This is a genomic window from Neglectibacter timonensis (assembly GCF_900048895.1).
Lineage (GTDB): Bacteria > Bacillota > Clostridia > Oscillospirales > Acutalibacteraceae > Acutalibacter > Acutalibacter timonensis.
In genome coordinates, this window is sequence record NZ_LT160639.1 from 19,541 (window position 1) to 44,833 (window position 25,293).

The 25,293-nt window shown below is 53.9% G+C and carries 25 protein-coding genes and 1 tRNA gene; 6 read left to right on the forward strand and 20 right to left on the reverse strand.

The genetic code is table 11. The features are described 5' to 3' along the window. Positions 1-392: 392 nt before the first annotated feature. The 3 genes from tsf to BN3911_RS05245 form a co-directional block, all read right to left on the reverse strand. Positions 393-1,310: a translation elongation factor Ts gene (gene tsf, locus BN3911_RS05235; protein WP_066864167.1), complete on the reverse strand. Its 918-nt coding sequence runs from the start codon at positions 1,308-1,310 to the stop codon at positions 393-395. 103 nt (positions 1,311-1,413) lie between these two features. Next, entirely contained in the window at positions 1,414-2,169 is a 756-nt protein-coding gene (gene rpsB / locus BN3911_RS05240) for a 30S ribosomal protein S2 (RefSeq protein ID WP_066862374.1), read from the reverse strand. 165 nt (positions 2,170-2,334) lie between these two features. Further along, positions 2,335-2,631 carry a YlmC/YmxH family sporulation protein gene (locus BN3911_RS05245; protein ID WP_066862376.1) on the reverse strand — a complete coding sequence of 99 codons (297 nt, stop codon included), beginning with the start codon at positions 2,629-2,631 and terminating at the stop codon, positions 2,335-2,337. 253 nt (positions 2,632-2,884) lie between these two features. Between BN3911_RS05245 and BN3911_RS05250 the strand changes: the two genes are divergently transcribed. Beyond that, positions 2,885-3,418 (forward strand): inorganic diphosphatase, encoded by a 534-nt coding sequence (locus BN3911_RS05250; RefSeq protein ID WP_066862378.1) that lies wholly within the window; start codon positions 2,885-2,887, stop codon positions 3,416-3,418. A gap of 291 nt (positions 3,419-3,709) precedes the next feature. Here the strand turns inward: BN3911_RS05250 and sigG are convergent, their stop codons facing one another. After that, entirely contained in the window at positions 3,710-4,480 is a 771-nt protein-coding gene (gene sigG / locus BN3911_RS05255) for an RNA polymerase sporulation sigma factor SigG (RefSeq protein ID WP_147578528.1), read from the reverse strand. A 124-nt stretch (positions 4,481-4,604) separates the two neighbouring features. Beyond that, entirely contained in the window at positions 4,605-5,102 is a 498-nt protein-coding gene (locus BN3911_RS05260; RefSeq protein ID WP_066864170.1) for an SEC-C metal-binding domain-containing protein, read from the reverse strand. 229 nt (positions 5,103-5,331) lie between these two features. On the opposite strand from BN3911_RS05260, the gene BN3911_RS05265 reads away from it, so the two are divergent. Next, complete coding sequence (locus BN3911_RS05265) at positions 5,332-6,678, forward strand: CCA tRNA nucleotidyltransferase (protein WP_066862383.1); 1,347 nt, start codon at positions 5,332-5,334, stop codon at positions 6,676-6,678. Positions 6,679-6,739: 61 nt separating this feature from the next. Here the strand turns inward: BN3911_RS05265 and BN3911_RS05270 are convergent, their stop codons facing one another. After that, positions 6,740-7,087 (reverse strand): type II toxin-antitoxin system PemK/MazF family toxin, encoded by a 348-nt coding sequence (locus BN3911_RS05270; protein ID WP_066864173.1) that lies wholly within the window; start codon positions 7,085-7,087, stop codon positions 6,740-6,742. Positions 7,088-7,322: 235 nt separating this feature from the next. Further along, positions 7,323-8,693, reverse strand: coding sequence for an FAD-dependent oxidoreductase (locus BN3911_RS05275; protein WP_066862386.1), 1,371 nt, complete (start codon positions 8,691-8,693; stop codon positions 7,323-7,325). Between the two features lie 568 nt (positions 8,694-9,261). On the opposite strand from BN3911_RS05275, the gene BN3911_RS05280 reads away from it, so the two are divergent. Then, positions 9,262-9,337: transfer RNA gene (locus BN3911_RS05280), tRNA-Ala, on the forward strand. A gap of 55 nt (positions 9,338-9,392) precedes the next feature. Here BN3911_RS05280 and BN3911_RS05285 read toward each other — a convergent pair. Then, positions 9,393-10,997 (reverse strand): recombinase family protein, encoded by a 1,605-nt coding sequence (locus tag BN3911_RS05285; protein WP_066862389.1) that lies wholly within the window; start codon positions 10,995-10,997, stop codon positions 9,393-9,395. A 55-nt stretch (positions 10,998-11,052) separates the two neighbouring features. On the opposite strand from BN3911_RS05285, the gene BN3911_RS17160 reads away from it, so the two are divergent. Continuing rightward, positions 11,053-11,214, forward strand: a complete 162-nt coding sequence (locus BN3911_RS17160; RefSeq protein ID WP_154669696.1) for a hypothetical protein — start codon at positions 11,053-11,055, stop codon at positions 11,212-11,214. Positions 11,215-11,228: 14 nt separating this feature from the next. On the opposite strand, the gene BN3911_RS05290 is transcribed toward BN3911_RS17160, so the two are convergent. The 8 genes from BN3911_RS05290 to BN3911_RS05325 are packed head-to-tail and all read right to left on the reverse strand — an operon-like array spanning position 11,229 to position 18,335. Continuing rightward, entirely contained in the window at positions 11,229-11,480 is a 252-nt protein-coding gene (locus BN3911_RS05290) for a DUF4315 family protein (protein WP_066862391.1), read from the reverse strand. Between the two features lie 13 nt (positions 11,481-11,493). Next, positions 11,494-13,155, reverse strand: coding sequence for a C40 family peptidase (locus BN3911_RS05295; protein ID WP_066862393.1), 1,662 nt, complete (start codon positions 13,153-13,155; stop codon positions 11,494-11,496). Further along, entirely contained in the window at positions 13,136-15,508 is a 2,373-nt protein-coding gene (locus BN3911_RS05300; RefSeq protein ID WP_372496224.1) for a VirB4-like conjugal transfer ATPase, CD1110 family, read from the reverse strand. Before BN3911_RS05300 ends, BN3911_RS05295 begins: the two co-directional genes overlap by 20 nt. Continuing rightward, complete coding sequence (locus BN3911_RS05305; RefSeq protein WP_066862396.1) at positions 15,462-15,842, reverse strand: PrgI family protein; 381 nt, start codon at positions 15,840-15,842, stop codon at positions 15,462-15,464. The genes BN3911_RS05300 and BN3911_RS05305 overlap by 47 nt, the downstream gene beginning before the upstream one ends. Then, entirely contained in the window at positions 15,817-16,404 is a 588-nt protein-coding gene (locus BN3911_RS05310) for an MT-A70 family methyltransferase (protein ID WP_187127712.1), read from the reverse strand. The genes BN3911_RS05305 and BN3911_RS05310 overlap by 26 nt, the downstream gene beginning before the upstream one ends. A 17-nt stretch (positions 16,405-16,421) precedes the next feature. Then, the gene (locus BN3911_RS05315) at positions 16,422-17,228 is read right to left on the reverse strand and encodes a DNA-methyltransferase (RefSeq protein WP_066862399.1); all 807 of its coding nucleotides are present in this window, start codon (positions 17,226-17,228) and stop codon (positions 16,422-16,424) included. Positions 17,229-17,243: 15 nt separating this feature from the next. Continuing rightward, on the reverse strand, positions 17,244-18,110 hold the full coding sequence (locus BN3911_RS05320) for a VirB6/TrbL-like conjugal transfer protein, CD1112 family (RefSeq protein WP_066862402.1): 867 nt from the start codon (positions 18,108-18,110) through the stop codon (positions 17,244-17,246). Between the two features lie 12 nt (positions 18,111-18,122). Then, positions 18,123-18,335, reverse strand: coding sequence for a Maff2 family mobile element protein (locus BN3911_RS05325; protein ID WP_066862403.1), 213 nt, complete (start codon positions 18,333-18,335; stop codon positions 18,123-18,125). Between the two features lie 291 nt (positions 18,336-18,626). On the opposite strand from BN3911_RS05325, the gene BN3911_RS05335 reads away from it, so the two are divergent. Then, positions 18,627-19,478, forward strand: coding sequence for a hypothetical protein (locus BN3911_RS05335; protein WP_066862409.1), 852 nt, complete (start codon positions 18,627-18,629; stop codon positions 19,476-19,478). Positions 19,479-19,558: 80 nt separating this feature from the next. On the opposite strand, the gene BN3911_RS05340 is transcribed toward BN3911_RS05335, so the two are convergent. From BN3911_RS05340 to BN3911_RS05355, 4 genes are all read right to left on the reverse strand, one after another. Further along, positions 19,559-21,409, reverse strand: a complete 1,851-nt coding sequence (locus tag BN3911_RS05340; protein WP_066862412.1) for a VirD4-like conjugal transfer protein, CD1115 family — start codon at positions 21,407-21,409, stop codon at positions 19,559-19,561. After that, positions 21,396-21,875 carry a PcfB family protein gene (locus BN3911_RS05345; protein ID WP_242871079.1) on the reverse strand — a complete coding sequence of 160 codons (480 nt, stop codon included), beginning with the start codon at positions 21,873-21,875 and terminating at the stop codon, positions 21,396-21,398. The genes BN3911_RS05340 and BN3911_RS05345 overlap by 14 nt, the downstream gene beginning before the upstream one ends. 53 nt (positions 21,876-21,928) lie before the next feature. Then, the gene (locus tag BN3911_RS05350; RefSeq protein ID WP_066862413.1) at positions 21,929-22,288 is read right to left on the reverse strand and encodes a DUF7768 domain-containing protein; all 360 of its coding nucleotides are present in this window, start codon (positions 22,286-22,288) and stop codon (positions 21,929-21,931) included. 290 nt (positions 22,289-22,578) lie between these two features. After that, positions 22,579-23,985, reverse strand: a complete 1,407-nt coding sequence (locus BN3911_RS05355; RefSeq protein ID WP_066862416.1) for a ParB/RepB/Spo0J family partition protein — start codon at positions 23,983-23,985, stop codon at positions 22,579-22,581. Between the two features lie 194 nt (positions 23,986-24,179). Between BN3911_RS05355 and BN3911_RS05360 the strand changes: the two genes are divergently transcribed. Then, on the forward strand, positions 24,180-25,211 hold the full coding sequence (locus BN3911_RS05360) for a DUF4238 domain-containing protein (protein WP_066862418.1): 1,032 nt from the start codon (positions 24,180-24,182) through the stop codon (positions 25,209-25,211). Positions 25,212-25,293: the final 82 nt, after the last annotated feature.

A 25,293-nucleotide genomic window follows, 5' to 3' on the forward strand; every position in this document is an offset into this window, starting at 1 on the left:
CTGCCATGGTTAAAATCACCTTGCTGACAAGCCACTTCAGACCTATTTGTGTTTTCAATTGCAAATTCAAGGATTAATTATAATTTTTTAATTTTTGTTTCCTTTATTTTGAATTTTGATGCATATACTCAAAAAAATGAAGTTTTTTACATTAAAAAGCTCGGAATAATTGCCGTTATTGAAAGAGTCTATGTAATCGTCTATTTTAAAAACAAAAAAAGAACCAGAAGATACAATTCGTATCTTCTGGTTCTTTAATTTCTTTGCTTATTAAGACTGCTGTCGCCTTCTCTCCGCTCTCTTGGACCTTGGATACCCGTTCGATATCTTAAAAACAGGTCCAAAAACACGGACGATAGGGTCATTATTCACCGCACGACAACAACAAAAAATTATTTCACCAATTCTGCAATTTCTTGAGCGTAATTGGAGTCATCCCGCTTTTCAAGACCTTCGCCTTTTTCGAAACGGGTATACGCCGCGATTTTAATCTCTCCGCCCAACTCCTTGGCAACAGACTCGGTGTACTGCTTCACAGTCATGCTGCTGTCCTGAACATAAACCTGATCCACCAGGCAGATTTCCTTAAAGAACTTGTTCAGACGACCCGCAACAATTTTCTCAGCAATATTGGCAGGCTTGCCTTCCCCAACGATCTGTTCGGTAAGAATAGCCTTTTCCTTCTCAACACGATCGGCAGGAACAGCATTCTCATCCAGATACTCCGGGTTCAGGGCCGCAATCTGCATTGCCACATTATGGGCATAAGTTTGAAATGCTGCAGAAGAAGCGATTTCATCGCTGGTATCAAACTTCACAATGACGCCGATACGGCCGCCGGCGTGCACATAAGAGGTAACCGCGCCCTCATAACGGGCAAAACGGCGCACTTTGATATTCTCGCCGATGGTGAGAATCTTTTCCTTCAAAAGCGCATCTACCGTCAGCTCGGAGCCATGAGCCTTGCAGGCAAGCAGTGCGTCCACATCAGCAGGATTTTCATAAATCACCGTGTCAGCACAGGTCTTTACAAAAGCCTGAAAATCGGCATTCTTGGCCACGAAGTCGGTCTCTGCATTCACTTCAATCACAACGGCAATTTTTCCGCATTCACTGACAGCAGCAAAAGCCACGCCTTCTGCGGCAACACGCCCAGCTTTCTTCACAGAAGCAGCCAAGCCCTTCTCCCGCAGAAAATCAATTGCCTTTTCCATATCGCCATTGGACTCGGTAAGCGCCTTTTTACAATCCATCATTCCGCAGCCGGTCTTCTCACGAAGCGCTGCAACATCCTTTGCAGTAAAGTTCATTGTTTCGTCATCCTTTCTTTTGCTGGCTTCTTTCTCTGGTAAACCGGAAAGCGCCGTGCGAATCATCATCCGCACGGGGCCTTCAGTCAAAACTTCAAAACGATTACGCTTCGGTCACTTCTTCAACCTTTTCGGCTTCCGCAACAGCCTCTTCTTCTCTGGCAGCTGCGCCCATCTGACCCTCGCGGCCCTCAATGATAGCATCCGCCATAGCGCCGGCGATCAGCTTGACCGCACGGATTGCATCATCGTTGCCAGGAATCACATAATCGATTTCATCCGGATCACAGTTGGTATCCACAATGGCGACAATCGGAATTCCCAGTTTCTTGGCTTCCGCCACGGCAATCCTCTCTTTGCGGGGATCCACAATGAACAGGGCTCCGGGGAACGCCTTCATCTCCTTGATGCCGCCCAAGAATTTCTCCAATTTTTCAATTTCAAGCTGCAGCTTGCTGACTTCCTTCTTGGGAAGCAGCTCAAAAGTGCCGTCCTCCTCCATCTTGCGGAGCTGTGCAAGACGCTGAATCCGCTTACGGATGGTAGAGAAGTTGGTGAGCATGCCGCCCAGCCAACGGGCATTTACATAATAGGCGCCTGCACGGGTGGCCTCTTCCCTGACCGACTCCTGAGCCTGCTTCTTTGTGCCCACGAAGAGAACGCTTTTCCCTTCTGTAGAGAGATCGCGCACAAAATTATAAGCTTCTTCCAGCTTCCTTACGGTCTTCTGCAGATCAATGATATAGATTCCGTTACGTTCCGTGAAGATATAGGGAGCCATCTTTGGGTTCCATCTTCTGGTCTGGTGGCCAAAATGTACGCCGGCCTCCAAAAGCTGTTTCATAGATACGACTGCCATTACAATGAACCTCCTTGGTTTTTCCTCCGCCGCACTTTTTTCTTTTCGGGGCAAACCTATACAGGCACCTTACCGAAAGTCCGGCGTGTGTTTTGCTGAAATATTATAGCACGCTGCCGGTGCAGAATCAAGCATTATTTTCCTGATTTTCACTCTTTTCAGTTCTTAAAAACAAAGTTTATCCAGTAAAGAAGTAAAAAAGCCTTTTTTCTCTTTCTCATCCTTCTCTTCAAAATTTACCAGCACCGCGTCGTCTCCGATCAGCACGATATCCTGCCATGGAATGACAAAGTCCTCCTCACGGCCCAGAAGGCCAAACAAACGCAGTCTGCCGTACACCACTACCGCAGTCAGCACGGCCGTATGCGTGTCAATTTCCACATCGCACACAAAGCCGATTCTGGTGCCATCTTTGACATTGATCACCTCTTTATTTCTCAGTTCCCCCATCCTGCAGCTCATCGCTGGGACCACCACCCTTTCCGGATCCGGATATCTTTTTGAAGCATCGTAGAATCAGGACCTGGTTTTCCCGCCAACCTTACCGCACCGCGGAGTCATCCTTCCGCAGGCCGACGGTGAAAGCCTATGATTCATATGTATGCCGCAATTGCGGTTTTATCCCGGGTATGCTATGATTGTAAAAAATGGAAAGCGAAAGTGACTGCTCTGTCAAAGACGCCGCTCCATTGAAACAGAAAGGGCGTGTGCCGCGATGAACATCTGGCACGACATTTCCCCAAAACGTATCCGGGAAGAGGATTTCTATGCTGTGATAGAGATCACAAAGGGCGGAAAGGCAAAATATGAAATGGACAAGGAGACCGGATTGCTCCGCTTAGACCGGGTGCTTTATACTTCCACCCATTATCCGGCAAACTACGGCTTTATTCCCCGGACCTATGCAAACGACGGCGATCCGCTGGACGTCCTGGTGCTCTGTTCAGAAAACATCATTCCGATGTCCCTGGTACGCTGCTACCCCATCGGCGTCATCATCATGGATGACAGCGGCAGCCAGGATGAAAAGATCATCGCCATTCCTTTTGACGACCCCACCTATAACGGCTATCGTGATATTAAGGAGCTCCCTTCCCATATTTTTGATGAAATGCAGCACTTTTTCTCTGTGTATAAACAGTTGGAGGACGCCAAAAGCACGGAAATCAGCGAGGTAAAGGATCACGAAGCCGCAAAAGCCATCATTGCCTCTTGTCTGGAACGCTATCTGAATGATTTCTGCCGCTGAATTTCAAAGGAGGAAATATTAGGACAAACAGAACTGGGAAGACGGACTGCTTTTCAAAATCAAGGAGTAAACCCGTTGCGGCGACACTTTTCTTTTTAATTATTCAAAATGGAGAAGCGGACTTGGCGCTACCAGGCCGGATGGCTGCACGGCTCAAAAAAGCGGCGATACCCGGGCCTATGAGCCAGGTGTAGTTTGGATATTTTAAGCATCCTTTGAAGTGAAGCAGGAAAAGGGGCTGATGGACAAAAACAGAGTTTTTTGCTCTGGTTTTACATCAGCCCCGGATTATTATCGAATTTCTTTTTTGATTTTCCCCAGCGCTCCCTTTTCCAAACGAGACACCTGTGCCTGAGAAATCCCAATTTCATTGGCCACTTCCATCTGCGTTTTGCCATCCAGGAACCGCATTGAGAGGATTTTCTTTTCCCGCTCTCCCAAATTACGGATCGCCTGTTTTATGGCGATTTCTTCCAGCCAGTCTCCATCGTTTCCATCTCCGACCTGATCCATGATATAAATGGTATCACCGCCGTCGGAAAAAACCGGCTCATAGAGGGAAACCGGTTCAACAATGGCTTCCAGCGCAACGACTACATCTTCCCGCTTCATATCCAGCTCCCGGGAAATTTCTTCTACTGTAGGTTCCTTCCCGTTTTCTGCAGTCAGCTTTTCCTTGCACTGAATTGCCTTGTAGGCGGTATCCCGCATAGAACGGCTGACTCGTACGGAATTGTTGTCCCGCAGAAAACGTCGTACTTCGCCGATAATCATCGGTACCCCATAGGTAGAAAACTGCACGCCCTGATTGACGTCAAAGTGGTCGATAGCCTTCATCAGGCCGATGCAGCCAACCTGAAACAGATCGTCGGGATTTTCTCCCCTGTTATTAAAACGCTGAATTACGCTCAGTACCAGACGCAGATTGCCGGAAATCAGTTTTTCCCGCGCCTCTTTATCCCCTTCATGGCTTTTGATCAACAGCTCTCTGGTCTCGCTGCTTTTAAGCACCTTGAGGCGCGACGTGTTGACGCCGCAGATTTCAACCTTGCCCTGCATGATGAAAATACCTCCGCAATTATTTCTTACGGAGGTATTGTTTGCATTTTTCAGACCGTTTAATCACAGAAAGCATAGCGTAAACCGGACCCTTTGTCCGTTGACGCCCGCCCATATAGGACTTTGCTTACATATCGCGGCCGCAGCATTTTTTATATTTTTTTCCGCTTCCACAGGGGCAGGGATCATTTCGACCGATTTTCTGGCCTTTCACCACAGTTTTGGAAAGCTTCTGCTCTTTATAGAGTTCCTTCCTGCGTTCCTCCGGGATCAACGCATCCCACTGAGGCAGATGATAAAGCCAATCAGCCTTTGCGTCCACCATGTTTTTATAGAGGAGCTCCTCCTCGTAATCCAAGTTGACCTCACTGTCTTCCTCGATTTCTTCCAACGGATTCTTTTCTTTCAAGCTTTCATTAATGCCATCCAGAAAGCCCACCATCGTCATCAGATCCACACCGAACTTTTCAGCATAGCCTTTCACGGTGTTCTTATCGGGTTTCTCTTCCAGTATTTTCTTATAAATGTCGGTTTCGGTGCTGAAATAGGTTTCCCAAAATTTCACGCCGTCCGGGCCGCTCTGCTTTTCTTCTGCATATTTTTGCCACTGCTCGAATAAGGCCATGACGTCCACTCCATTGCTTGAGATATTTTCAGTTCTTTCGGTTTTGTATCTTATCATTTTTTGACGTATCTGTCAACGAAATCCGCTTTTCTCTCCTTTTCCCCTTGAATCCAGAAAAAAAACATGGTATGTTTCCCAAAGAAATAAATATCTCCGGCGGTCCTGCATACACTACAGCATCCGGGAAGGCCGCAGAAAGTGCAGGCATATAACGAGGAGGCCCACACAGATGCACATAGAGGTACAAATCGAAATACCGGATTATGTTAACAAACTGATGGCAAAATTAAATGATGCAGGTTATGAAGCCTGGTGTGTAGGCGGCTGTGTCCGGGACAGTCTCCTGGGGCGCATTCCTGAAGACTGGGATCTGGCTGTTTCATCCCTGCCGCCCGAAACCAAACAAGTGTTTTCCGATTATCCCACCTTTGATGTAGGGATGCGTCACGGGACCATCTCGGTACTCTCTGAAGGTCACACGGTGGAGCTCACCACCTTTCGGATGGACGGCGTCTACTCCGATGCCCGCCATCCGGACAGCGTCCAGTTTTCCAACTCCTTGGAAGAGGATCTCTCCCGCAGGGATTTCACCGTTAACGCTATGGCGTACCGGCAAAACAGCGGGTTGAGGGACCCTTTCGACGGGCTGCGCGATCTGGAAACCGGGCTGCTGCGCTGTGTAGGGATTCCCGCAAAACGCTTTTCAGAAGATGCTCTCCGCGTTCTGCGCTGCCTGCGCTTTTCCTCTACGCTGGGATTTGCAATAGAACCGGAAACCCTGCAGGCGGCCATGGACGCCCGAGGACTTCTGGAAGACGTATCCAGGGAAAGAGTACGGGACGAACTGCAAAAGCTACTTTGCGGAACAGATGCTGCCGAGACGCTTCGCCGGAATTCCGAAATTCTGTTTTCTCTGCTGCCCGAACTGGCTCCTTTGGCCTCCTGCAATTATGAAACGCTTTATCACCGGTGCAGCGTATGGGAGCACAGCCTACAGGTACTGAGCGCCGTTTCGCCAAATCCACTGCTGCGCTGGTCCGCACTGCTGCATGATTGCGGCAAACCTGCCTGTAAAAGAGCCCCTGAGAAAGGAACAGCTCATTTTCATGGAGACGCCTCAGAAAGCGAGCAGCTCGCAGGCATGATCCTGAAACGCCTGCGCTTTCCGAATCGGGACTCAGACAGAGTCTGCTCGCTAATCCGGTATCACGGGGAAGCGCTTCCCCTTCCTGAAAAAAGGCTGAAAAAGCTTTTGGGAGAATTCGGCGGAGACTGGGTCTTTGAGCTCTTCTCACTGATGCGTGCAAACCTTGCAGGACAAGACACAAATCGTTTAGAGGAACACCTGACAGCTCTGCGGGACAGTCAGGAGCTTGCAGAGACAATTCTTTCACGGCAGGACTGTTTGACTCTTCGGGATTTAGCCGTCACCGGGAAAGATCTTTTATCTCTCGGATATCACCCAGGTCCCGCTTTGGGGAAGGAGCTCTCCTTCCTGTTGGAAAAAGTCCTATCGGGAACTCTCGAAAACGACCGGGACATCCTGCTGCAGGAAGCGGAAAAAACAAGAAGCTGAGGCAAAGCAGTGCAGCACATAACTGCCGCCGCTTCGCCTCAGCCTTTTTCTGCTATCGGCCCTATGTAGGAAGGCCGAAGCTGATGGAAAGAGCCTCGTTCACCCGGTTCATGGAGTTCTCATCGAGCTTGCCCATCTTTTCTTTGAGACGGTGCTTGTCGATTGTGCGTACTTGTTCCAAAAGCACAACGGAATCTTTCATGAGTCCGGAGGATCCGGTATCCACTTCGATATGGGTGGGCAGATTTGCCTTATCCCGCTGGCTGGTGATCGCTGCCGCTATTACAGTGGGACTGAATTTATTTCCCACATCGTTCTGCACGATAAGGACCGGCCTCACACCTCCCTGCTCGGAACCGACTACGGGGCTCAAATCTGCATAATAGATGTCTCCTCTGTGTACTATCACGGTTTTCACTCTCCGGTAAAAATCTTTCACTGATAGTTTGCCACCATTTCAGAAGCTTAATCACTTTTCAGCCAATGCCGGAAAAAACTTCTATCCTAGTTTATAGCGGCAGGGCAACTTTTGTGAAAGACCGGAGCGATAGTTTTCAGGAACAAGTTTTCTTTTATAGCAAGAGCCCCGCTTTCTTCCCGGAAACAAGCACATGGTCTCCTACCTGTACTCCTGTATCTATCTGCTAGTTCACAGCGGTGAACAGATCGTTCAGCGCCTCGCTCATAGTCGGATGAGTATACACTGCATCCCGCAGCTCCGTATAGGGAATCCCTGCATCAATAGCCAGTTTGAGCAGGTTGATCAGCTCTTGAGATTCTGCACAGAACAGGTGTGCTCCAAGGAGCTGTCCCGTCTCTGCGTCTACAATGGCTTTCAGCAGACCGTTCGTCTGCCGCAGTACCTTGGCTTTAGGAACAGCAGCTGCAGGCAGCCGCGCAACCTTGACCGCATGACCCTTTTTCACCGCTTCTTCCTCAGTCAGCCCAACCCGGGAAAGAGGGGGATCCAAAAAGACACTGTAGGGAATTGCGCCGCGGTTTTCAGTCGTACGGGAACCGTCCCCTAACAGCTGTGACTTTACAATCCGGCTGTCGTCAAGAGAGATATAAGTGAACTGTAATCCCCCTGCCACGTCGCCCATAGCCCAGATATGAGGCACATTGGTGCGCAGATGTTCGTCCGTCTTGACCGCGCCGTATGCTGTGAGTTCAATTCCTGCCACTTCCGGATGAAGTTCCTGAAGATTGGGACGTCGGCCCGTGGCAACCAATACCGCATTGCAGCTGAGTTTTCTCTCCCCGTACTCGGTCCTGACAGTGAGATCTGCCCCATCCTCCCGGTCACGGATTTTTTGAACCTGTATGCCCCGCAGTACCTGAATGCCGCGTGCTTCCAGGTTCTCCAGGACGGCCGCAGCGATTTCAGCATCCTCCCTCGGCAAAAATATATCGCTGTCCTGGAGTACGACTACATCAGAGCCAAAATTCCTGTAATAAGAAGCAAATTCAAGGCCAATATAGCCGCCTCCGATAATCACAAGTTTGCCTGGCAGAGTCTCCAGTTCCATCATAGTCTCACTGGTATAGACAAAACGGCTGCTCTGCAGTCCGTCAACCGGCGGCAGAAACGGCCTAGCGCCTGTATTGATGAAAATACGCTCTCCCCAAAGCACATCCTCCGTTCCATCCGCCTTTTCCAGCCTTATCCGGTGATCGTCCAGAAAAGTGGCGGTTCCCAGGATTACTTTTACACCTGCAGAAACTGCCTTCTCCAGATTTTTTTGCCGAAGCGCAGCGGTCAGCTCCCGTTTTTCCCAGATGGCCGTGCGATAACGGACAGCCCGTTCCCGAAACGTTCCTCCCTGCGCCTGAGAAAACCGTGCGCTATGTTCCAGAGCTTTGGAGGGAATACAGGCCACATTGATGCAGGTGCCGCCGTACATTAAAGGAGATTTCTCAATCAGCGCCACGCTCTGCCCAGCGGCGGCAAGAACACCAGCAAGCGTCTTACCGCCTTTTCCGAAACCGATAATCATGTTCTCGAACTTTTTCATTGGATTTCCTTCTTTCCGTTTTTGGATTTTCTGAATTTGCAAAGCGGGATTTTCTTTGTTCTGACTTTGAGCCAGGTTTGAACAGGACCAAACCGCGATACCACCGGAATCATAAATTTTTAGATACCCAAATTCTATTAACGGGTTAGATGTTTAGTCCGCCGCCTGGTTGTACAAAAATGCTTTTATACTGTAATAATTCAAATTTCAGTTCATACTGTAACAATACTATATACATTTCTTAGTGTCAAGTCTTTTCAGGAATAAAATAATAAACATTCACTTTTTTCTAAGCACAGTTTCATTCTGCCAGCTTGATATAGAAAATACATCGGCAGTTTTTGACGATTTGATAGAGCGGAAAGAAAAATAAAATTAAAAAAGCCAAAAAAGGGCTTGCATTTTTTTTAGGCCTATGGTATTATATCAAAGCACTTGAGAGATGAAGTTTTTTTAAAGTCGGCAAACGACTATTATGGGGGTATAGCTCAGCTGGGAGCCCGGTTGAAGCGGTTACGTATCCCCGTAGTTCAAAACCTAAAATCGAATATGCACTCTCTTACAATCTGGGGGTATAGCTCAGCTGGGAGAGCGCTTGAATGGCATTCAAGAGGTCAGCGGTTCGATCCCGCTTATCTCCACCAACATTCAAGAGAGTGCAGACAAAAACCCGTTTCTGAAAAGAAGCGGGTTTTTGCTTTATGCGGCTATGGTCACAATGTCCATTCCGAGGCTAAACTGGTTAAAGTCGATGTTGAAATCAATGTGCAGCTTGTAGTCCCGGTAAACCTCCACCCGCCCGATCAGGCAGTTGACGATCATCTTCTTTGCTTCAAAGCTGGCCGTGTCGTACATTTCAGACCAGGAAATAATGTCGTCGTATTGGGCGTTGAGCGAGGCCAGGACGGCCTGCCCCTCGTCGTAGGCGGCCTGGGCCGCGTCATAGTTGCGTTTCAGTTCAGTGCATTTGGCCTCGGCCTCGGCAATCAGTGAGCCCAGCAGGGATTGAGAAAATGCGCTTTCCCCGTGGATCGCCTTGATGACCTCCCCTTTCAGCGTGTCCAGGTCGGCGGCGGCCTTGGTATAATCGGCCCGGACAGAGGCCAGCAGATTTTTCCGCTCCTCCATCTTTTCCCGGTAGCGGACATTGACAATCTCACTTTTGGGGACAGCCTTCATGCGCTCAAATATCTGGCGCACCAGCTTGTCAATGATACTATCCAGAATGTGGGCCGTGTAGCCGGTTGGCCCGTCGCACTCGGTTTGCTTGCGCGTCTTGCCGTAGCAGATATACCGCACACGCTTTACCACCCGGCTGGGGTCATCTTTGCAGGGATAAGCCTTGCCGTTAGTGGTCAGGGAGAGGCGGGAGCCACAATGACCGCAAAAGACGTTCCCGGCCAACAGGGAATTGCCCCTGGTGTTCAGGGGGACGGTGCGCTCCTGTTCGGCGGAGTTGGCGCGGGCGGTGCGTATCTTTTGAGCGGCCTCGAACAGCTCCGGCGGGATAATCTGCAAATGGGGCTGGACGGGGGAACGGCTTTCGCCGCTTCTCAGAACCCCGGTATAGGTGAGATTGCAAATGATACCCCGGATACTGGCGTGGTGCCACTTCTTGCCCGTCCGGGCCCGGTAGCCCTTGTTGTTCAGGTAGCTGGCGATCCGCTGGGCTCCGTAGCCCTCATGCACGTACTTGTCAAAGATAATCCGTACCACGGCGGCCTCGGCCTCGTTGACGGCCAAATCAAAGACTTCATGCTTGCGCTTGTTGATCCGCCCGCTTTTTACGAGGTCGTATCCGTAGGGGGCGTTACCGCCCTTGTAGTGCCCCTCCTCCACCATTTGGCCCAGGCTCGTCCGGGTGCGGATGGAGGTCTTTTCACTTTCACCGTCGGCCTGCCAAAACCGTATGTAGTTGGTGAGCTTGTCGGTGTGATTGTCAAACCGCTGCTCACCCTCCTGGGTGCTCCACACCCGGACGCCGTTCTTGACAAACCATTCCACCACAAAGGGCGTTTCATCCGCGATGCGGCCAATGCGGTCAAACATGAACACAAGCAGAATGTCAAACTTGCCCTGCTTGGCGTGTTCCTTGATAATCTGCACCTTGTCCCGGTTTTCCGCCCGTACCTTGTGGCCGGAAACGCCGTCCTCTTGTTCCTCGTGAATAATCGTCCAGCCCTTTTCCTCTGCGAAGCGGTGACAGGCTTTGCGCTGCATGGGGATGTCCGCCTGGTTTTTATCGTCGTGATCCACCTGCTTGTCGGTGGAAACTCTGTATAAGCAATAAACCCGGTTTTCCATATTGATCCGTCCTTTCTCAATCATACGTTGTCAAATTGAGATGACGCATCAATACGTGGGAAATATGAAGTTTTCAAGGTACATAGAGAGTATCCCCACTATTATTATCCCTCTGTTCCGGGTGGATTGCAAGGATGCCTCCGGCCCTATTTTGGTGGGCGCTGCTTACAAAAGCGGACAGCAAAATCTGTTTGACCTGCCCCAGGGCCGCCGCTAAAAACCGCGCTTTTCTCATTCCGCCGCCCCCTCTCCCGCAGGGCCGGACTTCTGGCCACCCTGGCCAGAAGCGCCCCGGAGCTTCTGGAGCAGGAGGGGCAGCTCGTCCAGGGGGACGCTCATACCCCGCACGATGTCCACGATCTCCTCGTTTTCCGCCTCCCGGTGCTTCTGCTCCAATTCTTTCAGCTTGGCCTGGGCCTCGCTGATCTTGGCCTTGACCTTTTCCATCTCGGCCTGGATTTTCGCGCTTTTGCTTGTCGCCATGTAAAACCTCCAATCATGGTAAACGCCCGTAGGCGTAGAAATGAGCCTGCCAATAGCTGCTGTTCAGGTTGGAATATTGGATGGGGTCGCCACAGTGGAGCATGATCCCGTCGCCCACATAGATGCCACAGTGGGAACAGCCCGCCGTGTCATAGGTGCCCACGAAGAAAACAAGGTCGCCGGGCCGGGGGGTGGAAACGGGGGTGCAGATGTTGTATAGGCTCGTCGCCCCCAGGCGGCCCACGGCCCAGCCGGAATGATTGATGACCCACGACACGAAGCCTGAACAGTCAAAGGACGTGCTGGGAGAGTAGCCGCCCCACACATAGGGATAGCCGATGTACTTTTCCGCCTCGGCCAGAATGGCCGCAAACCGCTCGTCGGCCAGATATTCCTCGGGCACCTCATAGTCCGGGGGCGGGTTGGTGACGTACTTTCCCACATAGCCGGAGCCGGGGAACAGGTCGGGGCGGTTGCCCAGGGTCGCCATAAAGAGGGCGTACCGGGAGAGCTGTTCCTCGCCCATGATGTAGATCGGGAGCTTGGAAAGGTTGAAGTTTTCGAGGGTCACGGTGCAGATGTAGTAATCGTAGTACACCCGGTAGCTGTCGGTATGGGTGTTGCCGTCCTCGTCCGTCCAGGTGTCGTGCTCAATGTAGTAGCGCCGCTCCACCACCACATCCTCCGTAAGAATATACTGGCGGTCAAAGAGCATTTGCAGGGTGTCCCGCACCTCGTCCACCGTCCAGGCCCCCTCATGGAGCGCACAGAGGATGGACAGCAGATTATAGGGGTCGTGTTCGATCTCGTCCAGGTCGTAATGATATTCGTCATAGCTGTGGGTGGACTCGTAGCTGTCCAGGTAGCCCCGCAAGTCGGCCTCCAGCGCCGCATAGGCGGCCTCGGCCCCCAGCAGGTCGCCGTCCTCGGCGGGATAGGTGCTGGCGGCCACCGCGCCCACCGTGGTGTTACCCAGGGATACCATCTGCGACATACAGGACTGCATGATGAGCAGGAGCAGAAAGCAGGCCACCAGGATCAGCGCCCCCACGGGATGCCGCCTGACGAAGCCCGCCACGGCCCTGCCCGTGGCGGCGGTGGTTTTTCCCGCCGCCTTTGTGCCCTGCTTGGCGGCCTCCCGCTCCTTTTTTTGATATTGCTTTTTCAGCTTGTGCTTATACCACTGGCGGGAGAGGGCGTTTTTCATAGCCTCCGGGTGCTCCTGGGCCAGCTTGCGGGTCTGGTAGTCGGCCTGGGCTTTGAGATAGCTGGACTCGGCGTGAGCGGCGGCCCTGGCCGGATGGGTGCGGACGCGCTTTTTCACAAACCGCGCCCCGCCCCGCAGGGCGGCCTCGCCCACCATTTCAGAGCGGTGAGCGCCCTCGGTGCCCACGTTATCCTGCTCCACTTGAAAGAGCTTACCGTGGACATAGCCATGCACCCCCCGCCCGGCGGCCCGGCCCACCCGTTTGACGGGGCCGGGCCGCTTGGGCGGTTTTTGGTTTGCCAGCTTCTCCCGGGCCGCCTCCAGCTTGCCGCCCCGTTTCTCCATGCGGAGCTTGGACTTGTTCAGCCGCTCCTGTGTGCTTTCCTGCCGGAACTTCTGGCCAGCCTGACCAGAAGTGTCCTCGCCGGGGCCGGGGCGGGCTCCGGCCTCATTCGCCGTTTCGTTCATCGGCCTTGTCCTCCGGCTTGGTGGTCAGCAGGGCATACAGCTCGGTATCCTTGGGGAAGCGATCCACAAAGGGGATGGCGGTATCGCCATAGAACAGCAGGCCCTCGCCGGAGCCGGAGTGCGTGACGTAGGAAAGCTGGTGGGGGCTGATCCCCAGGTGGCTGGCCAGCACCTCCCGATCCCCGGCGGCCTGGGACAGCAGATAGAGAAAATCGCAGTTGCCGAAAATGGACTCGATCTCACTGCTCTCCAACAGGCTTTTCACGTTTTGGGTAATCCCGCTGGGGATAGCCCCCCATTTGCGGAAACGGCGGAAAATCTCGACGCTGTAAGCCGCCGTCTGCGGATCGGACAAAAGCATATGAAATTCGTCCTGGTACACCCAGGTCGCCCGGTGCTTGTCCCGGTTGGCCGTCACCCGGCCCCACACCTGATCCGTGAGAATGAGCAGGCCAATCTTTTTGAGCATCTTCCCCAGGGCCTTGATGTCATAGCACAACAGGCGGTTGTTCACCTCCACGTTGGTTCTGTGGTTAAAGAGGTTGAGCGATCCCGTGCAGTAGAGCTCCAGGGCCGACGCCACCCGGCGGGCCTCCGGCTCCGGCTGGCGCAGCAGCTCCTCGTACAAGTCCTGGAGAATGGGCATCCGCTCCGGGGCCGGGTCTGCCAGATAGGGGCGGTAGACATTCCGCACCGCCCGGTCGATGACGGTCTTTTCCACCGGGGCCAGTCCGCCCCGGCCCCCCACGATGAGCTCACACAGGGACAAGATAAAGTCGCTTTTCAGGGATAGCGGATCTTCATCGTCGGCATAGTCGGGGGTGATGTCCATGGGGTTGATGTAGGTGCCGGAGCTGGCCGAAGGGGTGAGCTTCACCACCTGGCCCCCCAGGCGGTGGACGAGGGGGTAATATTCCCCCTCCGGGTCTGCAATCACGATGTCGTCCTCCGGCCACGTCAGAAACACATTTACAATCTCACGCTTGGCCGCGAAGGATTTTCCGCTCCCGGGGGTGCCCAGGAAAAGCCCGTTGGGATTTTTCAGCCGTTTGCGGTCTGCCATGATGACGTTGCCGGAAAGGGCGTTCATGCCATAGTAGAGGGCCTGCCCGTCCATCCGCAGCTCCTTTGTCATAAAGGGAATGAAAATGGCCGTGGAGCTGGTGGTCATGCCCCGCTGAATCTCGATGCCGTTGTACCCCAGAGGCAGAGAGGACATATAGCCCTGCTCCTGCTGCCAGTCCAGCCGCCGCAACGCGCAGTTGTGCTTTTGGGCGATGCCGGACACCGTGAACACCTCGTTCTCCAGCTTCTCCCGGGTGGGGGCCGTGTTCACGATTAAGAACGTGAGCAGGAACATCCGCTCGTTGCGGGATTGGAGGTCGGCCAGCAGGGCCGCCGCGTCCTTGGCGTAGGTAATGAGATCAGGGGGCAGGATGTCCGGGTCGTAGCCGCTCCGGGTGGCCTTGCGCTGCTCCTCCACCTTCATCTTGTCGATGTCGGAGATTTTGCCCTTGACCGTCTTGATGGCCTTGGTCTGGTCGACCGTCTGGACGTGGAGGGTGACGGTCATTTCCGCGTCCAGCTCCAACAGCTCCAGCAGGAGCTTGTCGGACAGCTCGGAGGCCATGATCTGCAAGTAGGAGGCCGCCCCCCAGGACTGGCCCACCCGGAAGGTGCGGGACTGCCGGAAGTCGAAGCTGGAGGGAACAATGAAATCTTTCGTCCCCATGCCCGTCTTGGGGATGTCCCCCCAGGAGAAGCGGAAGGGCTCCCGGCCCCCTGGGTGCATTTGTCCGTGGAGCGCCTCCAGTCGCTCCCGCCCATCCAGGGCCACGGAATGTACCCCCAGCCGCTTGAAGTTGCCCATGATGTCCGCCTCCACCCGCTCCAGCCGGGGCCGGGCGGCGGCGAGGTCGGCGGCGGCAATACCAAAGGTGATGTACTTGGAGCGCACGATCCCGTTGTTGCTCCGGGCAATCTGCCGTTTGAGCATTTCCGTGTACTCGGCCCGGATGCTGTCAAAGGCATCCTGGGCCGGGGGAATGTTCACCTTATAGCGGCCCCCGCCACGGGAGCGGTGGTTGACGAAGGAGAGCTGGAAGGGCAGGGCGCTGTCAAAGTAGTTCAGGAAGGAGCACCAGCCGCTAAAGATAGCCGCCTGATCCTCGGTGCTTGCCACCGAATAATTGATGTCCTCATAGGCGATGGTCTTGGTATAGTAGCCGTCCCGCACCTTGCAAACGCCGTCTTTGAGCATTTCCACATAGGGGACGGTCTGCTGGGCGGACAGGGCCGCCCACCCTTTACCCCTTGCGGGGCCGTGTTTTGCTGTGGGGTTGCTTTTGGTCAATCGGCTCCTCCTTTCCTGTAAACGGGGCGTACATATTCTCCGTGCGGTAGGGCCTCACGCCGGGGCGCAGAAACCGCGCCCGGACGATGTTCCGCACCACCTTTTCAAAGGGCTGGCCGTCCCGCTCATACATCGCCAGGAAGAAGGCTGGGAGCATGACGGCCAGCATCAGGAACATAGCCCCGGTATTGCCGATGGCGCTCCGGGTCAGCAGGAAGGCCGGGATGCCCACCAGCGCCGCGCCGCCGAAGCACAGGAGCTGGCGGCGGGTCAGGTTCAGCGCCAGCTTGGTCTTGATTTTGGACAGGTCATTGGGGACGTTCACATAGGCCATGCGTTGCCTCCTCTCCGGCCCCGCCCACCTCTGGCCACGATGGCCATAAGTTGGCTGTAGGCGTTACCTCGTTGCCCCACACGTCCCAGCCGGGCGTTGTCTGCCGGGCGAACAGCTCCACGCGGGGCACGTCCCCCAGCAGGGCCACAATCTTGTCCCGCGCCTCATCCGGCTTTTTGCTGTGGGCCTCGATGGGGGAAATGATGAACTGGTGGACGTTGGCCGCCTGCCGCTTGGGGCGGCCCCTGGTCGCCAGCAGGCACACCTCCGCATTGGCCCTTGTCCAAAAGCCCAGGCCATAAAACCAGCTATCCGCCTTGCGGTTCTTTTTCAGCCAGACAAAGGCCGCGCTCTTGTAGGTGAAGCCCCAGGCCCGGATCAGCCGCAGGGCCTCCGGGAGCTGGGGGAAGGTGGCCCACAAAAAAAGCGCACAGTCCGGGGCCGCAAGATCGGCCACGGGCAGAGCGCATAACTCGTCAATCCCCATTGTGGGGTAATGGTGCTCCGCCGCCCCCTGCACCCCCTTTTGTCCGTAGCGCCAGGGGGGATCGGCGTAGATGATGGAATAGTCTCCGATAGTTACACTCCCTTCCAGCCCTGGTTGACGGCCTCCCGCGCCCGTTCCAGGCGCTCGGTGGCCGGGCCGTAAAAGGCCGGGGCGTTTTCAAAGCAGATGTACCGGCGGCCCGTGTTCAGGGCGGCCACCGCCGTTGTGCCACTCCCCGCGCAGATGTCCGCCACCACCTGGCCCTCCCGGGTGTAGGTGCGGATCAGGTACTCGCACAAGTCCACCGGCTTCTGCGTGGGGTGGATGCCGCTGGCCACGGTGGAGAAGGCCAGCACATTCCCAGGGAAGCGCCGCCCATCCGACTCGCCGCTGGTACGCTCAAACTTCCCATAGTTGGGGCTGTTGCCGCTGCGGTGGTGGATTTTCTTGTACGGCTCCCCCTGGTCGAACTGCGGATAGTAGGCCGGGGCCTTGCGGTAGAACACCAAAATGTTCTCCGACTTTTTCAGCGGGGCCCGGCGGGCGTTGAGAAACCCGGTACAGCGGCTTTTGTACCACACCCACTCATAGCGGAGCATGGGGAGGTTGGAGGCCCCCAGCACCTTGTCATAGGGACACTGGGCGAACAGGAGCACCGCGCCCTCCGGCTTCACCGCCCACCGCACCGCCTCCCACAGCTCCGGGAGGGGCAGGGGCACGTCCCAGTAATTCCGGGTGGTGCCGTAGGGCGGATCGGTCAGGAGCAGATCGACGGAGTGACGGGGCAGGGAGCGCAGGCCCTCGATCCCGTCCATGAGAAACAAACCGTCCGGGGCCAGGGGCCGCCCGTCCGGAGCAAAGCTCTGGCCACACTGGCCAGAAGTAAAATGGTCTGTCATGTATCACCTTTCCTTTTAGTGAGCGCCAAATATACTTTTTGAGATGCTGCCCGTCTTGAACAGCATAAAGCAGAGCAAGACCGTATAGCCCACGGTGCCCCATATCGCCCCGATAGGGTCGCCGCCTGTGGCGATGCCCTGGATGAGAACCGCATAGATCCCCACGCATACCAAAATGAGAAGGCCCTGGAAGCCCACGGCGAACAGGGATCGCAGGTAGTTCTGGCCCATGTTCCCCATTTCCCGGTTGGCAAGGGTCGCCATCGGCACGGGCGCTAAACTGGCCAGCAAATATATTTCTATCATTCTGCCGTAGACGATCACGAAGATCACGGTATTCAGCGCCCACATGGTAATGCCGATGAGGGAGGACTGGAGCCAGAGGCCCAGCAGGGGGCCCAGCTCCATGCTCTCCAGCGTCGTTTCCAGGTTCGCCAGCATGTCCGGCGTGATGTCCGTGGAGCCCTGGATGAGCCCACCGGCCTGGGCGATGACGCTCTGCGACACGTCGAACACGGCGTTGACAATATTAAAGGTGTTGGAGAGAATGAGGATGGCGCAGGCGGTTTTGAAAACCCACTTGTAGATATTCGCCACATCAAACTCGTGCATATTGTTCTTTTCCAGGATCATCTGGATAAGCTCGTAGGTAGCAACGAATGTTAGGATCAGCCCGGCCACCGGCAGTATCACCGTTTCGGAAAGCTGCCGTATGAGGGAGAAAACCCCGGCGTTCCACGACGCCGGGGTCGTCCCCACCTGTACCGCAATCTCCCCGACTTGGGTGTTGACCGTATCGAAAAGCCCCTCCAGGTTCCCCATAATTCCGTCAATGAGAAGCCCTTTCAGCCAGTCCGTGATCCAGTCGGTGAGAATACCCATGTGTTGCCGCCCTTAAAACAGTGAGGACAACAGGGGGATCAGCGTAGTGCCCAGGACGATGATGCCGCCCCCGGCCATGAGCTGCTTGATCCCCTGGCTTTTGGCCGCCGCGTTATCCGAGCCGTAGCCCTCCAGCAGATTGACCACGCCCCACACGGCCAAACCAGCGCCCAGGGCGATCACAAGGGTTTGAAGGGTCGTAACGGCGGTAGCGAAAAACTGCATAGTGCCTCCATTTCTCCGGGGACAGCGCCCCGGCCATGAAAAAAGCCGCCCTTTCAGGCGGCACTTACACCTTTGGCCACACTGGCCAGAAGCTATACAAAGGCATCCGGGTCGTCGAGATCGTCATAGTTGAGGATGTCCTCGTCCTCTTCCATGTACCTTTCGTCCGGCACGTCCACCTCGTACACAGATTTTATGAAATATTGATCGAAAACAGGTTGTAGTATGTTGTCTTGAAGGCATTTGTGTTGTAAGATAAAGTCTATATTATGTGAAGGAAAGGTGTATACGATGACGCTTGAAGAATACATCGTAAAACGAAAACGAGAAGATGGCATCAATGAATACGATTTGGAAAAGCGTTCAGAAAATACACGGATTTGTGTTAACTATATATTTGAATACTTTAATAACTATTTGGACTTAAAGCCCGCCGACGAAAAAACTGTTCTGCATGAACAAAAAGTAGATAAGTATAGGCATATTGTTCGGGAATACAATTCAGAGGTAAGGGAGTGGCTTGTCTCGATTTATTCATCTTACGGTAAATATATGCATAAGCAATTAATGAATTTGATCACAGATAATTATTTTCTCCTTTACGACAGCGAAGCCGAGTTTCGAGCGCTTTCATATGATATTTATCCAAAGGCTATTAAGCGATTTAAATTCCTTGACGGACAATCGGAAATGGTATTTCTTTTTGTAAAAGAGGCCCACCGAATTAGAAATTCCTTTTACCCATATGATTCGGATTTTTATATTTCAGATAGTGTTAATGAATGGATATTTGATACTTATAATAAGCATGGTGTAAATGTCTATAATTTTTGTTATGAGTGGGCGCACTATTTTTTTGAATGCCCAGAAATGTGGCCCAAAGGGCATAAGCAAAAAACCGAATATTATGATAAGCGTTCAGAATATAAAGGAATTAGCCTAAGTGAATCGTTCTTTTGGGATTATGATTATAGGCAAAAGAGCAATCTTTTTTGTCTGGATTCTCTATATAGAAGTATGCCTAAAAAGAGCTTCATCAAAGGGCGGAAGCAAGAATTAGAGGCGATACTTTTGTACTGCTGGTTACATGGCGTAACAAGTGACGATGAGTATTGGAACGAATACGCACAACAAGTCTTATAGTAGTTACTATCCATTTTACAAGGCGCTGTATTATAGTGGCCCCCACGCTCCAATTCTTAGTGGAGCGTGGGGGGTGTTTATTATACAAAAGTGTCCGGGTCATCGAGATCATCATAGTTGAGGATGTCCTCGTCCTCTTCCATGTGCTCGTCCGGCACGTCCACCTCGTACACGGTATATAGCTCGTCGGGGTTTATGTCCTTCATGCGCCGGTCAATCAGGCGGCCCAGGTCAAAGGCGTTCCGCTTGTCGGCCTCGGCGGTGTACTTGTAATTGGGGTGCTGTTTCAGATCGTACTTGTGGGAGAAGAAGGGCGGCAGGCCACGGAGCTGCAAAATGCACTTGTCGCCCGGCATGGTGGCAAGCTCGGCGGGGGTCATCAGTTCACGGCCCAGCCGCTGGGTATTCAGGTTGAAACTTTCAGACTGCCCACGGGAGCGCCCCTCGGTCTGCATGGAGATGGTGGCCTTGCCCAGCCAATTTTCTGAAATCTCCTTGATGGTGGAGCTTTCCCGGCCACCCAGGAAAATAACGCTGTCCATATTGCCCAGGATCGTCTCGGCGTTGTCCTTGTAAATGGCCTTACACTGCGCCATCTGCTGGTAGAACAGGCACAGGCTGATCTCGCGGGAGCGTATGACGGCCACCAGCTTCTGGAGCTCCGGCACCTGCCCCGTGTTCGCGGCCTCATCCCAGAGTACCCGTACATGATGGGGCAGGCGGCCCCCGTGGACGTTATCGGCCCTCTCGCAAAGCAGATTGAACATCTGCGAAAAGGCCAAGGCCACCAAAAAGTTATAGGTGCTGTCCGTATCGGAGATCACGAAAAAGGTTGCCGTGCGCCTGTCGCCCATGCGGCCAAGCTCCATTTCGTCATAAGACATGATCTCCCGGAGCTGTGGGATGTCAAACGGCGCAAGGCGGGCACCGCAGGAAATAAGTATGCTGCGGGCCGTCTTGCCGCTGGCCAGCTTGTACTTTTTATACTGCTTCACCGCAAAGCAATCCGGCTTGCGCTTTTCCAGCCCCGCGAACATATAGTCCACCGCGTTCATAAAGTCGTCGTCCTCTTCCTTGACCTCCATGCCGGAAATCATATCCACCAGGGTATTCATGTTCCGATCCTCGGCGGGGCCCTCGAAAATGATATAGGCAATCAACGCGCAGTAGAGCAGCCGCTCCGACTTTTCCCAGAAGGGGTCTGACTCCTTCCCCTCGCCCTTGGTGTTGCCGATCAGGGCGTTGACAAACTTCAAGATGTCTACCTCGTTACGGATATACACCAGGGGGTTATAGTGCATCGACTTACTGAAATCAATGGAATTGAATACCTTGATCCTATACCCCCGCTTTTGCAGGAAGGAGCCCACTTGGGAGAGGACGCCGCCTTTCGGGTCTACCACCACATAGCTGCATCCGCCGTTTTTGCCCGCGCTGGCCTGCAATAGCTGCGGGGTCAGCCAAAACCGGGTCTTGCCGGAGCCGGACGAGCCGATAATACAGCAATTCAGATTGCGGGCGTTGGCCGGTATCTTGGGCCGGGTGTTCATGGTGAGAAACTCCGTCCCGGTGAGAATGACGTTGTTTTCAAACTTGGGATCGGTGAAGGGGGCTATATCCTTGGGGGTGCCCCAGCGGGCGCTGCCGTACTCCGCGTCGGGCCGGTATTTCTTGGCCTTTTTCGTCTTGCAGTAGATAAGCAGCCGGAAGGCCGCCGCCCCCACGATGCCCACCAGCCAATCGAAAGGCACAAGCCCCGGCGCGAAGTCCGCAAAGGCCGGGCCGATGGTCTGGATCGTCCCGATGAGCTTTTCACCGAAGCCAGCGCCCGCCGCCAGACGATAGGCCGTCCCCACTTTCAGGCAGGCCCACAGGATAAACAGATAAGGTAAATTGGGTAAAATGTATTTGCGGATTTTATCTGTCCTCAGCCGCTACCTCCTTTTCACGCTCCCGCTGGCGATGGGGCTGTTGGCGCACTTGTTCCTGGGCTTGCTCCATCTGCTCCAACACAGGGGCCCGCCCTTTCTTGGTGCGGGCCAGCATACGCCGGGAGTATTCCGAAAAACAGCCGGTGATGGCGTCGGCCTGATTTGCCTTGAACAACAAGAGATATTTGCCCTTATCCACGGGCCGGATGGCGTAGTCAACGCCCCAGCGCCGGGCCACCCGGTCAAACAGCCGGGTATCGCCGGGCAAATCCATGCCGCTGGTGTCCCCAACCTGGCGCATGAGCCTCCGGGCGCTCTGCTTGCCCTGGGGCGCTTTTCCCGCCCGCTGGGCCTTGCGGATTTTCCGGGCAGCCGCACCCAGCACATAGGCAAGGCCCCGCGCCGTCAGCTTACTGGCCCGGACGGTGATGGCGATGGTACTGCGGGACACTTCCTCGTCAATCATGCAAACCGCCTCCTTTCAATCCGGGCCTCTGGCCACGATGGCCAGAAGCGCCATCAGCGCCCGCCGCGCCTGCGCCCCTGGCCCTTGACCGCCAGAATACCCTCCAGGGTGGTGGCCGTGATCCCCAGCCGCTGGGCTACGGCGATGTCGTTTTTCATCTCCTCAGTGATAGGGATGCCGCACACCACCAGCACACGGGAGCGCCGGAGCAGGTCGCGGCCCATGTCGATGCCGTCCTTGTGCTCCTCCGGCACCGCGTCATTGAGAAACAGCGGCAGAAACAGCGTGGGACAGATGGGCGAAAAGCCCGCCTCGTACACAGCCCGGCAGTACTCCGCCGCCTGTTCCGTCACCTCGCAGGGGTCGCCGCGCCATGCGGCGGTAATATACGCAAAGGGTCTTTTCGTCTTCAAAACCTCCGATATTTTTACAAGGTAGGGTCAGCCCTATCCCCCGCCCTTTCCCATTCATGGGAAAGGGGGCGGCTCTGGAGGATATACCCCCCGTCGCGCCGCTGGGTGTGGCACAGCCGGGGCCGCCCGTCAAGGGCAAGCCGCCGCAAGGCGGCGGTGCTTCGCACCCTTGACTGTCAACCCCGCCTGCGCCCAGGGAAGGGCGGCGACGGGGGATATATCACCACCAGCGCCATGCTCACCGGGGCGTGTTTGGAGAAACGAAAACCTCTGGCCAGGATGACCAGAGGCTACTTTTCAATATCCGCCGTTTTTTCCGTTTTGCCCTTGTCCAGTTCGGAGGGCTGCCTTTCCTTCCATTCGTCCAGCAGGGCCAGGATCTGGCCCTTCATTTCATCAACCGGGGCCTCCGGGCCGAAATACTTCTCCAGTTCAGCGCCAGTAATAATCACGTTGCGATCCTCCTTTTTCTTTTCCTCACCCATGATCATGTCAACAACATCGGTATTCAGTTCCTTTTTCTTATCCAACTCCCGCATCCGTTTCGCCTGTCCCTGGGACGGAGAACCCAGCGTTTCAATAGAAGCGGCGATATACTTCTGGAGCTTGGGCCGGATACGGGAAATCTCCACGGCGGGGGTAAAGGACAGCTTGCTCTCGTCCATCGCCGTTTTCAGTTCGGGAACAAGGTCATCCAGCCAGAGATACCGCTGCACCGTTTTGATGCTCATGCCGTTGCGCTCACCCACCTGGGCAAGGGAGAGCTTACCGGCCTCCTCGTCATTCCCACGGGCCCCCTGGTGCTTAATCGCCTCATACTGCTGCTTGATAGCAAGGGCCTTTTCGCTGGGCAACAGCTTTTCCCGGTGCCGGAGGTTATCGTCCGTCATGGCGATAATGGCCTCGTCGTCGGTCATTTGCCGGACGATACACGGCATATTGAAGTACCCGGCCAGTTCGCTGGCCTTGTGCCGACGGTGGCCCGCGATAATCTCGTAGCCGCCATCGTGATGGGGGCGCACCAGCGCGGGCTGGTTCACACGGCCCGTCTTGACGCTTTCCACCAGGGCCTGCATTTCCACATCATCCCGCACGCCGAAGGGGTTGAGCGGGGAGGGGTGGAGCTCCGACAGGTTGATATATTCAACCTTCTCCTCCACACCGCTGGAAGCGTCGCGGGGCGCGGGCGGGTCAGCGGCGGGGGGCGGAGGGCCCTCCTTGACCGGCCCCGGCTTTGCGGCGGCCTTGGGAGTGCGGCCCACCTTGCTGGGGGCGGACGGCCCACCCTTACCATGCGCGGCCCGTTTGCCCTTGCCGGGGGTATCCTGGCTCTGATTTTCCTTGGAAGCGCGGCCCCGCTTGGGCTTCTGCTTGCGGGCCTCCAGCTCGGCGCTGGGTATTTCCCACTCCTGACGGTCATCGTCCTCCAGGGACTTGCCCCTTTGGGTCGGGCCAGCAGGGGGATCAGTCACCTCCGGCGTGGGCGGGCCTTTCTTATCCGTCACGGCGGCCTCGTCACCGCCGCCAGCGCCCTCCAGAACATCCGAGAGGTTGATCACCTTATCCGAAGGCGCGGGGGGATTGTCAATCCCCGGAAGCACGCCCTGCTCGGCGGTAGGGGGGCCGGGTGATTCAGGGTCACGGGACTCCGGCGCGGGCGTTTCCCCCGTGCCGGTGATTTTCGTTTCGTCTGCCATTCACTGATACCTCCTCTTTCTTGGCATGAAAAAAGGCCAAACCTTACGGCGTGGCCTGCGAGGATATATGAAAACGCCGCCCATAGTCTCCATAGGGCGGCGTAATACACACAGTACCACAACTAAAATGTTTGCAACAGCATTTATTTTTGCTATAATAAATTTATGATAAAATTCGAAGGAGGAAAAGTGTGTTGGCCGAAACAAAAAAGGAGCATTATGTTCCAAGGTGCTACTTAAAAAACTTTTCTTCAACTCCGGAACATATTAATGTCTTTGATAAGCATAAAATGCAAATCCGGCTAAATCAAAAACTTTTAGATGTGGCAATGGAAAATCATTTTTATGACTTGGACTTCGATAGCATATTTAATAAGGCAACGCTTGAAGAACAGGAAAAGATTACCCAAGACTTAAAGCAAATACTTGAGACAGAAAACATTGAGGAGACTATTCGACAGTTGGATGGGAGCCAACATATCGAAAAACAGTTTTTTAGTACACTTGAAGGGGTTTATAGCAACCTATTGCAAAATATTATTAAAAAAAGTTATGGCGGGAACACATGGGTTATGAAAAATTGCAGAGCTTTTTCGGCGGAGGAGAAAGACCTTCTAGCCTTTTTTATTGCCATACAGATAATTCGAACAAAATCCTTTAGAGAAAGTCTTAGTAGCACATATGAGCAATTTGTTCAAGCACTGGCTTATAAAACTCAGATGTGTGAAGAAGATGCGTTACCGCGTGATGCCTTTGCGGTTTCGGTAAATAAAGACTATATAAAACTTGAACATAGCGGAATGATCCTTGATCCCGATATGGCAGTAGACTTTGCAAATGCTATTCGACAACATATTTGGGTCATGTATGTCAACAAAACGGATACACCGTTTTATACATCGGACGATCCCGTAGTTAATATCCCGCATAAACATGATCGATTTATAAGTTATTCTGGGTTGAGTTCAGATGGAATAGAAATTATATTTCCAATTTCCCCAATGCTATTATTGGGAATGTATGATGCTAAAACATACAGCACATTATTTGCTGATAAATCTTTTATGCAAGCAGATATAGAATTGGTGGAGTATTTTAACAGAGCTCAGATAATTCATTGTCAAAGATGCGTTTTTTCCTGCTCAGATGATTTTGCATTTGCTGAACAGATATGCACTGAAAATCCTGAATTCAGGACATTCACCCCATATATTGAAGTGCTATAAAATATTTTATAATTCCCACGTATTGAAGCGCATCTCCTAACTCCATTTAGGGGGTACGTAACCGATGGGGTCAGGAGAGCGC

What these genes read in the sequence shown, in the direction of transcription:
- BN3911_RS05275 (WP_066862386.1), bottom strand. Translation starts at nt 8,693, where the DNA reads ATGAAAAAGTTCGAGAACATGATTATCGGTTTCGGAAAAGGCGGTAAG.
- BN3911_RS05325 (WP_066862403.1), bottom strand. Translation starts at nt 18,335, where the DNA reads ATGCAGTTTTTCGCTACCGCCGTTACGACCCTTCAAACCCTTGTGATC.
- BN3911_RS05265 (WP_066862383.1), top strand. Translation starts at nt 5,332, where the DNA reads ATGCACATAGAGGTACAAATCGAAATACCGGATTATGTTAACAAACTG.
- BN3911_RS05315 (WP_066862399.1), bottom strand. Translation starts at nt 17,228, where the DNA reads ATGACAGACCATTTTACTTCTGGCCAGTGTGGCCAGAGCTTTGCTCCG.
- tsf (WP_066864167.1), bottom strand. Translation starts at nt 1,310, where the DNA reads ATGAACTTTACTGCAAAGGATGTTGCAGCGCTTCGTGAGAAGACCGGC.
- BN3911_RS05345 (WP_242871079.1), bottom strand. Translation starts at nt 21,875, where the DNA reads ATGATTGACGAGGAAGTGTCCCGCAGTACCATCGCCATCACCGTCCGG.
- BN3911_RS05285 (WP_066862389.1), bottom strand. Translation starts at nt 10,997, where the DNA reads ATGGAAAACCGGGTTTATTGCTTATACAGAGTTTCCACCGACAAGCAG.
- BN3911_RS05355 (WP_066862416.1), bottom strand. Translation starts at nt 23,985, where the DNA reads ATGGCAGACGAAACGAAAATCACCGGCACGGGGGAAACGCCCGCGCCG.
- BN3911_RS05250 (WP_066862378.1), top strand. Translation starts at nt 2,885, where the DNA reads ATGAACATCTGGCACGACATTTCCCCAAAACGTATCCGGGAAGAGGAT.
- BN3911_RS05335 (WP_066862409.1), top strand. Translation starts at nt 18,627, where the DNA reads ATGACGCTTGAAGAATACATCGTAAAACGAAAACGAGAAGATGGCATC.
- BN3911_RS05245 (WP_066862376.1), bottom strand. Translation starts at nt 2,631, where the DNA reads ATGAGCTGCAGGATGGGGGAACTGAGAAATAAAGAGGTGATCAATGTC.
- BN3911_RS05295 (WP_066862393.1), bottom strand. Translation starts at nt 13,155, where the DNA reads ATGAACGAAACGGCGAATGAGGCCGGAGCCCGCCCCGGCCCCGGCGAG.
- BN3911_RS05260 (WP_066864170.1), bottom strand. Translation starts at nt 5,102, where the DNA reads ATGGCCTTATTCGAGCAGTGGCAAAAATATGCAGAAGAAAAGCAGAGC.
- rpsB (WP_066862374.1), bottom strand. Translation starts at nt 2,169, where the DNA reads ATGGCAGTCGTATCTATGAAACAGCTTTTGGAGGCCGGCGTACATTTT.
- BN3911_RS05305 (WP_066862396.1), bottom strand. Translation starts at nt 15,842, where the DNA reads ATGGCCTATGTGAACGTCCCCAATGACCTGTCCAAAATCAAGACCAAG.
- BN3911_RS05290 (WP_066862391.1), bottom strand. Translation starts at nt 11,480, where the DNA reads ATGGCGACAAGCAAAAGCGCGAAAATCCAGGCCGAGATGGAAAAGGTC.
- BN3911_RS05320 (WP_066862402.1), bottom strand. Translation starts at nt 18,110, where the DNA reads ATGGGTATTCTCACCGACTGGATCACGGACTGGCTGAAAGGGCTTCTC.